Origin of the sequence: Serratia sp. JUb9 (assembly GCF_014298095.1) — a bacterium.
Taxonomy (GTDB): Bacteria; Pseudomonadota; Gammaproteobacteria; order Enterobacterales; family Enterobacteriaceae; genus Serratia_B; species Serratia_B rhizosphaerae.
Genome location: NZ_CP060416.1, coordinates 3,653,481 through 3,667,761, shown reverse-complemented (window position 1 = coordinate 3,667,761; position 14,281 = coordinate 3,653,481). Strand labels below are relative to the sequence as shown.

Below are 14,281 nucleotides of genomic sequence, written 5' to 3'. Positions count from 1 at the left end.
TATGTCTCATTTGTCAGGTAAGCTAGAGAAAACCGATTGAGATGAAACCGGTTTCTCTTTTTCTCGTAAGGAGCCAACATGAAGCAAATCGTTTATGTCGCCAGCCCGGAAAGCCAGCAAATCCACGTCTGGCAGTTGGATGACGCCGGCGCGCTGGCGCTGCTGCAAACCGTCGAGGTGCCGGGACAGGTACAGCCGATGGCGATTCACCCGGACCGCACCCATCTGTACGTAGGCGTACGCCCGGCGTTTGGCGTGGTGAGCTATCGCATTGAGCACGACGGCACGCTGCAGGAAGCGGGCATGGCGCCGCTGCCGGGCAGCCCGACGCACCTCTCCACCGATTTGCAGGGCCGTTATCTGTTCGCCGTGTCCTACAGCGGCAACAACGCCACTATCAGCCCAATCGGCCACGATGGCGTGGTGACCGCGCCGCTGCAGCAGCTGGACGGCCTGACCGCGCCGCACTCCGCCAATATCGATCCGACCAACCAGCTGCTGCTGGTGCCGTGTCTGAAAGAAGACCGCGTGCGTCTGTTTGATCTGAGCCTGGACGGGAAGCTGACGCCGCACAGCCAGCAGAGCGTGGCGACCGCCGCCGGCGCCGGTCCGCGTCATATGGCGTTCCACGGCAACCAACGCTACGCCTACCTGGTGAATGAGCTGGACAGCACGGTGGACGTGCTGGCGATTGAGGACGATGGCAAGCGCTACACCACGGTGCAGACCATCAACGCGATGCCGGCGGACTTTGAAGGTACCTGCTGGGCGGCGGATATTCACCTCACGCCGGACGGCCGTTTCCTGTATATCAGCGACCGTACCGCCAGCATTCTGAGCGCCTTCGCGGTATCGGCGGACGGCAGCACGCTGAGCGTTATCGGCCACTACCCGACCGAGCAGCAGCCGCGCGGCTTCAATATCGATCACAGCGGCCGCTTTGTGCTTTCCGTCGGGCAAAAATCCGACCACCTGGCGGTGCATGCCATTCAGGCGGACGGCAGCCTGAAGGATCTGGCGCGTTACCCGGTAGGCAAAGGCCCGATGTGGGTCAGCGTGCTGGCGAAGTAAGCCTGCCGCAGGGGGGACGGCTTTTAGTATGGCTAAAGATGCCCTCTATAGGCTTATATATTATCCCGGCTCCGGCCGGGATTAATTTTTGGCTTTTCTGCCGAATGTGATGCACAGCATGGCAATGATTGCCGCTGGTATCGCGCAGAGTGTGAGCAGGGCTAACGCCTCCATATCGCCGTAGGTTTCCGCTGTTAATGGCCAAAGGGGAAAGATCATTACACATAGCTGCTATTGTCCGTCTATAGACTCTTTCAACTAATGATTTTACGATGTAGATAAATCATACAAGGAGAGTGGTTTATGAGCGCACAGGCTGAGGAAGGAACATTACGCCGAATGACAATAGGCGAGATTGCAATGGCTCGTCGGGTTTTCGGTGATTCGATAGTTTATAGTCGTGTCTGGATTCATTGTGATAGTTATTTACCGTTCGGTTTGCAGAAACAAAACTATGCTATGACCCCTAATGGGGAACTATGGTACAGAAAGTCAATGTACAGAGATGATTTTTCTTCGAACTCAGTTTTTGTCGAAGATAAATATGTTTTTATTCATGAATTAGCGCACGTATGGCAACATCAGCATGGGCAATGGGTTAGACTGCGGGGTGCTTTTAGCTGGGCTGCTGAATATACGTATAGACTAGATAAATATAAGTTGACAGATTACTCTCTAGAGCAGCAAGCATCTATTCTTGCTGATTATTGGTTGCTGCTGGTTTATGGAATCGATAAATGGTATTTCTATCAGAGAGCAGGGCAAATGGGAAAATACAGGGGGGTGGACAAGATGAGAAATATACCTTCGCTTTATCAGAAAATAGTGAGTGGGAAAGGACGGTAATCATGAAAAACAGGATTCTGTTGGCTGCCGTGTTTTTCTTGACGGGATGCCCTGGCCCTGGTGATCGAATGGTAGATCGAGAATCAACAACAGTGTTAATTAAAGATAATCATGTTTGTGTGGTGTCGCCACTGGAACCACAAGAGCGGATTACGGCTATTCAAATAAACAGTGATAAAAGCGAATCTCTTCACAAGATCTTTGATGATAAACCTGTTTATGTCCCTAAGGGAGAATGCCTGCCCCTGTTCGGATTTAAATTTACACCTGATGAGCGGTATTCAATCGCTTATAATGTCAAATCTGAGGAACCAGAATCATATTTAGTAACGGCTGAATTCACTGCCGCACATTGATAATACAGATGTTATAAAATATTTTGAGCGTGTTATCGAACTGTCCCGATGGCGGTAGGTGTTCCTGGCGTATACTTTGTGCACAAAGGAAGGATTTGTGCACTCCATGATTTACACCTGAATTTAAGAAAGAGGCCGTCAGTCAAATCGCGGAGCACGTCTGCCGCGCTCCGCGATCTATTAGCTGTAGTGCACCGTCAGGCTGGCGCTGCCCAGGCTGTGGAAGTGCACGTTGAAGCCGACCATCGCGCCGCTGGCGTTTGCATCGACCTCAATGCTCTCGACATCCAGCGCGTGTACGGTGAACTGGTAGCGGTGGCGTTCTCCCTGCGGCGGTGCCGCGCCGCCGTAACCGGCCTGGCCGAAATCGGTGCGGGTCTGAATCGCGTCGGCGGGCAGTCCCGGCTGGCCGGAGCCGGCGCCGGTCGGCAGTTCATTCACGTCGGCCGGAATATTGGCGACCACCCAGTGCCACCAGCCGGAGCCGGTCGGCGCATCGGGGTCGAACAGGGTAACGACGAAACTCTTGCTGCCCGCCGGCGCGCCGCTCCACGCCAGATGCGGCGACAGGTTTCCCCCCTGATAGCCCATACCGTTAAATACCTGCGCCTCCGGCATGGTGGCGCCGTCCTGCAGGTCATTGCTGTATAAACGAAAAGTCATGCTGGTTTCCTGTTGACGAATAAAGCGAACCTTCAAACTAGCCCGTTTTACCGTCCCGGCACAACCCCGGCGTGGCGCTGATAGCCGGCGCCGATAACAACGATTTACAGTTTGGCAACATTGGCGGTTGCGCGCCTGGCGGATTGTGCATAGAGTTAAACGCTGAATTTACCGTCTGACGCCCGCCGCGAAGAGATCACGCCGGCCGTGCGGGCGAAACCGTTAACAGACCGTAAGGCTGCCCATCCTGTAATGACGTCATCATGATTTCACTGAAAAAACGTACGCCGTGGTTTGGCTGGCTGCGCCGTTGGGCCAAAGGCATCAAGCGCGATATTGTGGCGCTGTGGCTGGCGGCACGCGACCGTCGCACGCCGTGGTACGCCAAGCTGATCGCGCTGCTGGTGGCGGGCTATGCGGTATCGCCGATCGATCTGATCCCCGACTTTATCCCGGTGCTGGGCTATCTGGACGACGTGATTCTGGTGCCGCTGGGCATTATGCTGGCGGTGCGCCTGATCCCGAAACCGCTGATGGAGGAGCTGCGGCGCAAGGCACAGCAGCGTATCGATAATCCACGCGGTCGTTTCGCGATGTTAATGATTATCCTGTTGTGGATCGGTGCGCTGGTTTGGCTGGCCCGTTATCTGGACCAGCACTGGTAATACTCAGTCCGCGATGGCCATGATGGCATCGGTCAGACGGCTGAGCTGTTCGGGCCGGATAATGTACGGCGGCATCAGATAAACCAGCTTGCCGAACGGCCGGATCCACACGCCGCGTTCTACAAATTCCCGCTGCACCTGCGCCACATCCACCGCCTGCTTCATCTCCACCACGCCAATCGCTCCCAGCACGCGCACGTCCGCCACGTTGGACGCGGCCTTCAGCGGCAGCAGCTGCTGCTGCAACTGCTGCTCGATCGCCGCGACCTGCTGCTGCCAGTGGTTTTCCGTCAGCAGCGTCAGGCTAGCGTGGGCCACCGCGCAGGCCAGTGGGTTGCCCATAAATGTCGGGCCGTGCATAAAGCAGCCGGCGGCGCCGTTGCTGATGGTTTCCGCCACGTGGCGGGTGGTCAGCGTGGCGGACAGCGTCATATAGCCGCCGGTCAGCGCCTTGCCCAGGCACAGAATATCCGGCGTAATGCCGGCGTGTTCGCAGGCGAACAGTTTGCCGGTGCGGCCAAAGCCGGTAGCGATCTCATCGGCGATCAGCAGCACATCGTAGCGGTCGCACAGTTCCCGTACCCGGCGCAAATAGTGCGGATGATAAATACGCATGCCGCCGGCGCCTTGCACCACTGGCTCCAGGATCACCGCGGCCACCTCGCCGGCGTGCTGTTCAAGCAGCGCGGCGAAGGGGGCGATATCCTGTTCATCCCACTCATCGTTAAAACGGCACTGCGGCGCCGTGGCGAACAGATGCGGTGTCAGGTAGCCCTGATACAGGCTGTGCATCGAGTTATCCGGATCGCACACCGACATCGCGCCAAAGGTATCGCCGTGATAGCCGTGGCGCAGCGTCAAAATGCGCTGGCGTTTTTCACCGCGCGCCTGCCAGTACTGCAGCGCCATTTTCAGCGACACTTCCACCGCTACCGAGCCGGAATCGGCTAAAAACACGCATTCCAGCGCGGATGGCGTCATCTCCACCAGTTTGCGGCACAGCGCGACGGCCGGCGGATGGGTGATGCCGCCGAACATCACATGCGACATGTTTTCAAGCTGCCGGACGGCGGCCTGATTCAGCTGCGGGTGGTTATAACCATGGATCGCCGCCCACCAGGAAGACATGCCGTCCACCAGTTTACGGCCGTCGGCCAGCTGAAGTTCCACGCCGGACGCCGCCTCTACCGGATAGCAGGGCAGCGGGTGGCTCATCGAAGTGTAAGGGTGCCAGATATGGCGCTGATCGAAGTCGAGATCGGCGGGAGACAGAGACATAAGTTGTAAACCAAATCAATTACAGAATGGTTGACAGTATATCCACAATATCTAAACTGACGACACTTTTTTTGCTTTGGAGACGCCGTGATGGCCGACCGTATTCACTGGACAGTGGGGCAAGCCCAAGCCCTGTTTGAGAAGCCGCTGCTTGAGCTGCTGTTTGAAGCGCAAACCGTACACCGCCGGCACTTTGACCCGCGTCAGGTGCAGGTCAGTACGCTGTTGTCGATTAAAACCGGCGCCTGCCCGGAAGACTGTAAATACTGCCCGCAAAGCTCGCGTTATAAAACCGGGCTGGAAGCGGAGCGCCTGATGCAGGTCGAGCAGGTGCTGGATTCGGCGCGCAAGGCGAAAGCCGCCGGCTCAACGCGTTTTTGCATGGGCGCGGCGTGGAAAAACCCGCATGAGCGCGATATGCCGTATCTGCAACAGATGGTGCAGGGCGTGAAGGCGATGGGGCTGGAAACCTGCATGACGCTGGGCACATTGGACGAATCTCAGGCCGGGCGTCTGGCGGAAGCGGGGCTGGATTACTACAACCACAACCTGGATACCTCGCCGGAATTCTACGGCAATATCATCACCACCCGCAGCTATCAGGAGCGTCTGGATACGCTGGACAACGTGCGCGACGCCGGGATTAAAGTGTGCTCCGGCGGCATCGTCGGCCTGGGGGAGACGGTGCGCGACCGCGCCGGCCTGCTGGTACAGCTGGCCAACCTGCCGAAGCCGCCGGAGAGCGTGCCGATCAACATGCTGGTCAAGGTCAAGGGGACGCCGCTGGCGGATAACGAAGACGTCGATCCGTTCGACTTTATCCGCACCATCGCGGTGGCGCGCATTATGATGCCGTGCTCATACGTACGCCTGTCCGCCGGGCGTGAGCAGATGAATGAGCAGACGCAGGCGATGTGCTTTATGGCCGGCGCCAACTCTATTTTCTACGGCTGCAAGCTGCTGACCACGCCGAACCCGGAAGAAGACAAGGATCTGCTGCTGTTCCGCAAGCTGGGGCTGAACCCGGAGCAGACCGCGACCGAACACGGCGACAACCAGCAGCAGCAGGTGCTGGCGCAGCAGCTGCTGACGGCGGATAACGCCGAGTTTTACAACGCGGCGCCCTGAATGAGCTGGCAGCAACGCATTGAGCAGGCGTTAACCGAGCGGCGCGCGAGCGCCGCTTATCGATCGCGTCAGGTTAACCAGGGCGGTAACGGCCGCCATATCCAGCTGCATCAGCAGCGCTACCTCAATTTTTCCGGCAATGACTATCTGGGGCTGAGCCGGCACCCGGCGGTGATCGACGCCTGGCAGCAGGGGGCGCGGCAGTACGGCGTCGGCAGCGGCGGTTCCGGCCACGTTACCGGCTTTTGCGAGGCGCATCAGCAGCTGGAGCAGCAGCTGGCGCAGTGGCTCGGTTATCCGCGCGCGCTGCTGTTTATCTCCGGCTACGCCGCCAATCAGGCGCTGCTGGCGGCGTTGATGCAGGCGGATGACCGCATTCTGGCGGACAAACTCAGCCATGCCTCGCTGTTGGAAGCGGCCGCTCACTCACCGGCGCAGCTGCGGCGTTTTCGCCATAATCAGCCGGCGGCGCTGGCTGATTTACTGGCCAAACCCTGCGGCGGCCAGCAGTTGGTGGTGACGGAAGGCGTATTCAGCATGGACGGCGACAGCGCGCCGCTGGCGCAGCTGCAGCAACTGAGCCGACAGGCCGGCGCCTGGCTGATGGTGGACGATGCGCACGGCATCGGCGTCCACGGCGAACAGGGGCGCGGCAGTTGCTGGCAGCAGGGGGTGCGGCCGGAAGCGCTGGTGGTGACGTTTGGCAAGGCGTTCGGCGTCAGCGGCGCGGCCATCCTGTGCGATGAGCCGCTGGCCGAGTATCTGCTGCAGTTCGCCCGTCATCTGATTTACAGCACGGCGATGCCGCCGGCGCAGGCTTGCGCGCTGCAGGCGGCGCTGCGCTGCGTGCAGCAGGGCGATGCGCTGCGCAGTCGGCTGCAACAGCATATTGCGCGTTTCCGCCGCGGCGTGGCCGGCCTGCCGCTGACGCTGAGCGATTCGCAGACCGCGATTCAGCCGCTGCTGGTGGGGGACAATCAGCGGGCATTGACGCTGGCGCAGCGCTTGCGCGAGCAGGGGCTGTGGGTCAGCGCCATTCGTCCGCCGACGGTGCCGCCGGGCGGGGCGCGTTTGCGGATTACGCTGACCGCGGCGCATCAGGCGCAGGATATCGATCGGTTATTGGAGGTGCTGCATGCCGTCAGTGAATGACGCGGTTAACAAACAGGCGGTCGCCTCCGCCTTCAGCCGCGCGGCGGACAGCTATGACGCCGCGGCGGTGCTGCAGCGCGAGGTTGGCGAGCGCTTACTGGGTATCGGCGCTACGCATCCGGCGCGGCAGGTGCTGGACGCCGGGTGCGGCACCGGCTATTTCAGCCGCCGCTGGCGGGAACTGGGCAGACAGGTGACGGCGCTGGATCTGGCGCCGGGCATGCTGGCGTTTGCCCGCAGCCAGCAGGCGGCGCAGCACTATCTGCTGGGAGATATCGAGCATATCCCGCTGCCGGATGCGGCGGTCGATCTCAGCTTCAGCAGCCTGGCGGTGCAGTGGTGCAGCGATTTGGCGCGCGGTCTGGCGGAACTGCGCCGCGTGACGCGGCCCGGCGGGCTGGTGCTGTTTTCCACCCTGGCGCAGGGGTCGCTGCATCAGCTGGGGGATGCCTGGCAGCAGGTCGACGGCGAGCGCCATGTGAATGATTTCCTGCCGCTCGCGCAGATTGAGGCCGCCTGCGCGCCGTATCGTCACCGTATGGAAGCGTGCTGGCAGACGCTGCATTACCCGGATGTGATGACGCTGATGCGCTCATTAAAAGGCATCGGCGCCACTCATCTGCATCAGGGACGTGATGCGGGGCTGCTGTCGCGCCGCCGTCTGACGGCGCTGCAGGCGGCTTACCCGCGTCAACGCGGCGAATTGCCGCTCAGTTATCATGTGGTTTATGGAGTGATTTATTGTGATTAAACGTTGGTTTGTGACCGGCACCGATACCGAAGTGGGTAAAACCATCGCCAGCAGCGCGCTGCTGCAGGCGGCAAACCTGGCGGGCTACCGCAGCGCCGGTTATAAACCGGTGGCGTCCGGCAGCGAGATGACGCCGCAGGGGCTGCGTAACGAGGATGCGCTGGCGTTGCAGCGCCACAGCGGCGTGGCGCTCTCCTACGAGGAAGTGAATCCTTACACCTTTGCCGAACCGACGTCGCCGCATATCGTCAGCGCCGATCTGCGCCAGCCGATTGAATTTACGGTGATGTCATCCGGGCTGCGGCGGCTGGAGCAGCGCGCCGACTGGCTGCTGGTGGAAGGCGCGGGCGGCTGGTTTACGCCGCTGTCGCCGACGCAGAGCTTCGCCGACTGGGTGGTGGGCGAGCAGCTGCCGGTGATTCTGGTGGTGGGGATGAAACTGGGCTGCATCAACCATGCGCTGCTGACCGCGCAGGCGGTCCGTCAGGCGGGGCTGCCGCTGGCCGGCTGGATCGCCAACGATATCGCGCCGCCGGGCAGGCGTCATCAGGAGTATCTGGCGACGCTGCACCGCCTGTTGCCGGCGCCGATGCTGGGGGAAATTCCCCATCTGGCAGGCATTGCGCAGCAGCCGCTGGGCCACTATCTGGATCTGTCATTATTGTAAACGGCGGCGGGCCATGCGCCCGCGCCATCGCATCATACCGTCAGATAGGCGTCAATCAGAGCGTCATCCAACTGCGCCAGCGTGCCGTTCGCCACGTTGCGCCCCTGATCCAGCAGAAAAAAGCGATCTGCCAGACGGCGGATCAGCGTCAGGCGATGTTCCACCAGTAAAATGGTCATGCCCCATTCCCGATTCAGACGCTGTACGGCAGCGCCAATCTCGCTGGCGATCGACGGACGCATGCCGGCGGTCGGCTCATCCAGAATCAGCAGCTCCGGTTCCCGCACCAGCGCGCGCGAGATCGCCAGCTGCTGCTGTTCCCCTACGGATAAATCGCCGGCGCGCCGCAGGCGCATCGCCGCCAGCGTGGGAAACAGCTGGTAAATCAGCGGCGGGATATGCTGCGGCGACGGTTTGCCAGCCAGCAGGGCCACCTGTAAGTTCTCCTCGACGCTGAGCTGCGAGAAGATCTGCTGTCCCTGCGGCACGTAGGCGATGCCCAGCGCCGCGCGCTGCTCCACCGCCTGCGGCAGCAGGTTTTTCGGCGCTTCGTCGGCGCGTTGCCAGGTCATGCTGCCGCTGACCACCGGCAGATGGCCGACAATACAGTTAAGCAGCGTGGTTTTACCGACGCCCTTACGCCCCAGCAGTGCGGTGCACTGGCCGCGCGGCAGCTCCAGATTGATATCCCACAGGGTGTGGCTCTGTCCATAAAACTGATTGACTGAACGCAGGCTCAACATACGGCATTCTCCTTACCGGTCGGTTGTTCACTCATGCCATCAGGGCAATAGTTGTGGCATTGCCCTGCGCGACTGACGCTTGCTTTCCCGAGTGTTTTAACGTTCAGAACAAAATGCCGCCCGAAACGCGGCAAAACGGCGTCGGAGTCAGGCAAAAAGGGCGTTTTTCAGCGTTCTATTGTGCTGTTATCCCCGTTTGTCGTTACTGCTGGCCGGACAGCGTGAAGCCGGCAGGCCGGTTGGCCCGATGTTCCCGGCCGGTGACTGGCCTTATCGGTCGACCGTTATTTCAGATAGCAACTCCCGGGCCAATTTTTTCCTCCGGCGTGAAAAGGCATAATTGTTATCGTCATGTTAAGCTTTCCCCGCGCTGCGGCGGGCTTGTCCCGCCTGGATAAAATGACGGCAAAAGTTAAAACGGACGTTTTTTGCACTACGGCGGTGCTGCGGCGAAACCTAATGGTGCAATAGCGTTGGGGTTATCGGCGGCGTCACCCGGCGATCTGGCCGAATGCGCCGTTGGCAATGGGGGCTTTTAGTCTTTATAGGTATAAACAAAGCCATAAAAGTGTCAAAAAATAACTAAAAAAGCGATTTGGGATCGTTTCAAGGGCAAAAAGTGTTTTTTCTGTAACTCCCGTGGCTGGCGGGGTGGTGTGAGTTATCCACTATTCCTGTGGATAACCTTGTGTATTAGATTTAGAAAAGCGGCGGGAAGCGAGAGCGGACGCGGCTTCTGTTCCCATTGTCCGGATTCTCGTCTTTTTGATAAAATCATTTAACATCAACAAATTAACTAAAATCAAGACGTAGTGTAAGCGGTTAATGTCGTATGTGTGATTTTTAGCCACCCTGCTACCAAGAAGTTAATTTGTCGCGCGATCTGGGGATAAATCTGTTATTGACAATAAAAATGTCACCGAAGCGTAACCTTGACGGTGCAGCGGCGATCGTTCCCCTGCGGTAAGACCACGAATCCGCTTGAAGCTGGTTTTATATCCAGTATCATAGGGGCTGGCGAAAAACGCCGCGGCTTTCCATACTTATTGGCTGCCCGGCGTGCCGACGCGGCGCTCTGCAACGTTAGCCACAGCGCAACCAGATTTGCCGGCGCCGCTCGCATATGTCTCCTTGCCGCAACGCCAATGACTTTGGGTATCTATGAGTAAACTATTCAAACTGCATTCAGACTTCAAACCGGCCGGCGATCAACCGGAAGCGATCCGCAAGCTGGAAGAGGGGCTGGAGGACGGGCTGGCGCACCAGACGCTGCTGGGGGTGACCGGCTCGGGGAAAACTTTCACTATCGCCAACGTGATTGCCGACCTTAACCGGCCGACGATGGTGCTGGCGCCGAACAAAACGCTGGCGGCGCAGCTGTACGGTGAGATGAAAGAGTTCTTCCCGGAGAATGCGGTGGAGTATTTTGTCTCCTACTACGACTATTACCAGCCGGAAGCCTACGTGCCTAGCTCCGACACCTTTATTGAAAAAGACGCCTCGGTTAACGAACATATCGAGCAGATGCGTCTTTCCGCCACCAAGGCGCTGCTTGAGCGGCGCGATGTGGTGGTGGTGGCCTCGGTGTCGGCGATCTACGGCCTGGGCGATCCGGATCTGTATCTCAAGATGATGCTGCACCTGACCCAGGGCATGTTGATCGACCAGCGCTCGATCCTGCGCCGGCTGGCTGAGCTGCAGTACACGCGCAACGATCAGGCGTTCCAGCGCGCCACCTTCCGGGTGCGCGGCGAGGTGATTGATATCTTCCCGGCAGAGTCCGACGAGCTGGCGCTGCGCGTCGAGCTGTTTGACGATGAGGTGGAGCGCCTGTCGCTGTTCGACCCGCTCACCGGCCAGGTGGAGCGGGTGGTACCGCGTTTTACCATCTACCCGAAGTCGCACTACGTGACGCCGCGCGAGCGCATCCTGCAGGCGATGGAGGAGATCCGTGTCGACCTGGCGGAGCGGCGCAAGGTGCTGCTGGCCAACAACAAACTGCTGGAAGAGCAGCGGCTGTCGCAGCGCACCCAGTTCGATCTGGAGATGATGAACGAGCTGGGCTACTGCTCGGGCATTGAAAACTACTCGCGCTATCTCTCCGGCCGCCAGCCGGGCGAGCCGCCGCCGACGCTGTTTGACTACCTGCCGGCCGACGGCCTGCTGGTGGTGGACGAATCGCACGTCACCGTGCCGCAGATTGGCGCGATGTTCAAAGGCGACCGCTCGCGCAAGGAGACGCTGGTGGAGTACGGCTTCCGGTTGCCGTCGGCGCTGGACAACCGGCCGATGCGCTTTGAGGAGTTTGAGGCGCAGGCGCCGCAGTCGATCTACGTATCGGCCACGCCGGGCAAATATGAGTTGGAAAAATCCGGCGGCGACGTGATCGATCAGGTGGTGCGTCCGACCGGCCTGCTGGATCCGATCGTCGAAGTGCGGCCGGTGGCCACGCAGGTTGACGATCTCTTATCCGAGATCCGCAAGCGCGTGGCGATCAATGAGCGGGTGCTGGTCACCACGCTGACCAAACGCATGGCGGAGGATCTGACCGAATACCTGGAAGAGCACGGCGAGCGGGTGCGCTATCTGCACTCGGATATCGACACCGTCGAGCGTGTCGAAATCATCCGCGATTTACGTCTGGGCGAGTTTGACGTGCTGGTCGGCATCAACCTGCTGCGGGAAGGGCTGGATATGCCGGAGGTCTCGCTGGTGGCGATTCTGGACGCCGATAAAGAGGGCTTCCTGCGTTCCGAGCGCTCGCTGATTCAGACCATCGGCCGCGCCGCGCGTAACCTGAACGGCAAGGCCATTTTGTACGGCGACAGGATCACCGACTCGATGGCGAAGGCGATCGGCGAAACCGAACGCCGCCGCGCCAAGCAGCAGGCGTATAACGAAGCCAACGGCATCGTACCGCAGGGGCTGAACAAGAAGATTGGCGATATTCTGCAGCTGGGCCAGCCGTCGTCGCGCGGCAAAGGCAAAGGGAAGGGCAAGGCGGCGGAGAGCGCGGCGCAGTATCAACAGCTTACGCCGAAAGCGCTGGAGCAGAAAATTCGCGATCTGGAAGCGCAAATGTACACCCACGCGCAAAACCTGGAGTTTGAACAGGCGGCGGCGCTGCGTGATGAAATCCATCAGCTGCGCGAGCAGTTTATCGCCATCTCCTGACGCAGACATTGCCGGCCCGTGGCGGCCGGCGATGAAAATCCTTGTCGCGCCCGGCAAAGCTGATTATGGTGTGCGGCCCATTGACCCGGCGACAGATATCGAGCAACCGCTATGAGCGCACACAATTCCAAAGATCCGCTGCACGGCATTACGCTGGAGCAACTGCTGAACAAACTGGTGGAATACTACGGCTGGGAAGAGCTGGCCGACCGTATCCGCATCAACTGCTTCAGCAACGATCCCAGCATCAAATCCAGCCTGAAGTTTTTACGCCGCACGCCGTGGGCGCGCACGCAGGTAGAGGAGCTGTATATCCATATGGTTAGCAGCAACCCCTGGTATACCCGTCATACTTAAAGCTGCAGGTGCGTTGGCTGCGCTCAGTCACCCGAATCACTGACCTGAGTCAGCTCATCGGGATTTCTTCCCTTGCCGCCTGCCTGCAACTCTAATTATTTAGGGTATATACCCGCGATACTTAAAGCTGCAGGTGCGTTGGCTGCGCTCAGTCACCCGAATCACTGACCTGAGTCAGCTCATCGGGATTTCTTCCCTTGCCGCCTGCCTGCAACTCTAATTATTTAGGGTATATACCCGCGATACTTAAAGCTGCAGGTGCGTTGGCTGCGCTCAGTCACCCGAATCACTGACCTGAGTCAGCTCATCGGGATTCCTTCCCTTGCCGTCTTCCTGCAACTTGAATTATTTAGGGTATGCCAAAGGAAAGACTGACCGCTAACGCCGTGTCGCCAGCTGGTTCAGCGCCTGGTCGATCGCCTGGCGCAACAGCTGACGATCGTGGCGGTAAGGAATATCGCTGGCTTCCAGATTCTGCTGAATCACCAGACGATCCTGTACCGATTGTGTATTGGTCTGCGGGCCGACGATCAGCGCGTCGACCATGACACGGCCGATTTTCGCCTCCATCAGCGCCAGCTTGTCGCGCAGCGACAGCGAGGCGGCGGCGACGCTCAGCTCTTTACCCAGATTGTCGATATAGATCATGCTGGCGCTGCTGCGGCGTAGGGCGCGGGCCAGATCCTCAAGCAGCAGCAGCGGCATCAGGCTGGTCAGAAAACTGCCCGGCCCAATCAGGATCAGGTCCGCCTGCGCGATGGCCTCCATGGCTTCGCGGGTGGCGTTGACGTGCGGTGACAGCATCAACTCCTGCGGCATATCGGTAAGCTGATCGACGTTCACTTCACCGTAAACGTGGTTACCTTCGTGATCGTGCGCCATCAGATCCACCGGCTGCTCCGACATCGGGATCAGCGCCGCATCCACCTTCAGCAGATTGCGGATCAGATTGATCGCCTCCAGCGGGCGTACGCTGAGGTGATCCAGCGCCTTCAGCATCAGATTGCCCAGGTTATGGCCGGCCAGTTCGCCGTTGCCGCTGAAGCGGTATTCAAACATCGCGGAAGCGACGCTGGGCTCGGTAATCAGCTGGTTGAGGCAGTTGCGGGTATCGCCCCAGGCGATGCCGCCTTCCGAGCGACGGATGCGGCCGGTGGAGCCGCCGTTATCGGTGGTGGTGACGATGCCGGTCAGACGCGAACCCAGAGAAGAAAGCGATGACATCACGCGGCCAAGGCCGTGGCCGCCGCCTAATGCGACGACGCGGTCCAGATCGGCCAGGGTACGATTACGCATAACATTCCTTATACCCGACGTTATGTGGACGCCGCAGGTAATATTAATTTTTTATACCCATCATATTTTAAGCTACCGGCGTGTTGGCTGCGCGCAGTCACCCGCATCACTGACCTGAGTAAGCGCATCGGGAT

Annotated in this window: 14 protein-coding genes; 10 read left to right on the top strand and 4 right to left on the bottom strand. The window is 59.4% G+C overall.

Annotation, left to right across the window (positions count from 1 at the left end; translation table 11 throughout):
- Window positions 1-78 precede the first annotated feature (78 nt).
- From pgl to HF675_RS17260, 3 genes are all read left to right on the top strand, one after another.
- On the top strand, window positions 79-1,071 hold the full coding sequence (gene pgl / locus HF675_RS17270) for a 6-phosphogluconolactonase (protein ID WP_187043496.1): 993 nt from the start codon (window positions 79-81) through the stop codon (window positions 1,069-1,071).
- A gap of 303 nt (window positions 1,072-1,374) precedes the next feature.
- A complete protein-coding gene (locus tag HF675_RS17265; protein ID WP_105230184.1) occupies window positions 1,375-1,917 on the top strand; it encodes a type IV secretion protein Rhs in 543 nt (180 codons plus the stop codon).
- Between the two features lie 2 nt (window positions 1,918-1,919).
- The gene (locus HF675_RS17260; RefSeq protein ID WP_111737560.1) at window positions 1,920-2,273 is read left to right on the top strand and encodes a putative T6SS immunity periplasmic lipoprotein; all 354 of its coding nucleotides are present in this window, start codon (window positions 1,920-1,922) and stop codon (window positions 2,271-2,273) included.
- 180 nt (window positions 2,274-2,453) lie between these two features.
- Here HF675_RS17260 and HF675_RS17255 read toward each other — a convergent pair whose 3' ends face one another.
- The gene (locus HF675_RS17255) at window positions 2,454-2,936 is read right to left on the bottom strand and encodes a kinase inhibitor (protein ID WP_105230186.1); all 483 of its coding nucleotides are present in this window, start codon (window positions 2,934-2,936) and stop codon (window positions 2,454-2,456) included.
- 263 nt (window positions 2,937-3,199) lie between these two features.
- Here HF675_RS17255 and HF675_RS23990 point away from each other — a divergent pair, with 263 nt between their 5' ends.
- Window positions 3,200-3,601, top strand: coding sequence for a YkvA family protein (locus HF675_RS23990; protein ID WP_105230187.1), 402 nt, complete (start codon window positions 3,200-3,202; stop codon window positions 3,599-3,601).
- 3 nt (window positions 3,602-3,604) lie between these two features.
- Here HF675_RS23990 and bioA read toward each other — a convergent pair whose 3' ends face one another.
- Entirely contained in the window at window positions 3,605-4,879 is a 1,275-nt protein-coding gene (gene bioA, locus HF675_RS17245) for an adenosylmethionine--8-amino-7-oxononanoate transaminase (protein ID WP_187043495.1), read from the bottom strand.
- Window positions 4,880-4,969: 90 nt separating this feature from the next.
- Here bioA and bioB point away from each other — a divergent pair, with 90 nt between their 5' ends.
- From bioB to bioD, 4 genes are read left to right on the top strand one after another with little or no spacing between them, the layout of a single operon-like run.
- Window positions 4,970-6,007 (top strand): biotin synthase BioB, encoded by a 1,038-nt coding sequence (bioB, locus tag HF675_RS17240; protein WP_105230189.1) that lies wholly within the window; start codon window positions 4,970-4,972, stop codon window positions 6,005-6,007.
- The gene (bioF, locus tag HF675_RS17235; protein ID WP_187043494.1) at window positions 6,008-7,159 is read left to right on the top strand and encodes an 8-amino-7-oxononanoate synthase; all 1,152 of its coding nucleotides are present in this window, start codon (window positions 6,008-6,010) and stop codon (window positions 7,157-7,159) included.
- Entirely contained in the window at window positions 7,143-7,910 is a 768-nt protein-coding gene (gene bioC / locus HF675_RS17230; protein ID WP_105233231.1) for a malonyl-ACP O-methyltransferase BioC, read from the top strand. The genes bioF and bioC overlap by 17 nt, the downstream gene beginning before the upstream one ends.
- Complete coding sequence (bioD, locus tag HF675_RS17225; protein ID WP_187043493.1) at window positions 7,903-8,577, top strand: dethiobiotin synthase; 675 nt, start codon at window positions 7,903-7,905, stop codon at window positions 8,575-8,577. The genes bioC and bioD overlap by 8 nt, the downstream gene beginning before the upstream one ends.
- 32 nt (window positions 8,578-8,609) lie before the next feature.
- On the opposite strand, the gene HF675_RS17220 is transcribed toward bioD, so the two are convergent.
- Complete coding sequence (locus tag HF675_RS17220; protein WP_105230192.1) at window positions 8,610-9,320, bottom strand: ATP-binding cassette domain-containing protein; 711 nt, start codon at window positions 9,318-9,320, stop codon at window positions 8,610-8,612.
- A 1,161-nt stretch (window positions 9,321-10,481) separates the two neighbouring features.
- On the opposite strand from HF675_RS17220, the gene uvrB reads away from it, so the two are divergent.
- Window positions 10,482-12,494, top strand: a complete 2,013-nt coding sequence (gene uvrB / locus HF675_RS17215; protein WP_105230194.1) for an excinuclease ABC subunit UvrB — start codon at window positions 10,482-10,484, stop codon at window positions 12,492-12,494.
- A gap of 111 nt (window positions 12,495-12,605) precedes the next feature.
- Window positions 12,606-12,851: a VF530 family DNA-binding protein gene (locus HF675_RS17210; protein WP_105230195.1), complete on the top strand. Its 246-nt coding sequence runs from the start codon at window positions 12,606-12,608 to the stop codon at window positions 12,849-12,851.
- Window positions 12,852-13,229: 378 nt separating this feature from the next.
- Here HF675_RS17210 and yvcK read toward each other — a convergent pair whose 3' ends face one another.
- Window positions 13,230-14,147 carry a uridine diphosphate-N-acetylglucosamine-binding protein YvcK gene (gene yvcK / locus HF675_RS17205; protein ID WP_105230196.1) on the bottom strand — a complete coding sequence of 306 codons (918 nt, stop codon included), beginning with the start codon at window positions 14,145-14,147 and terminating at the stop codon, window positions 13,230-13,232.
- Window positions 14,148-14,281 lie beyond the last annotated feature (134 nt).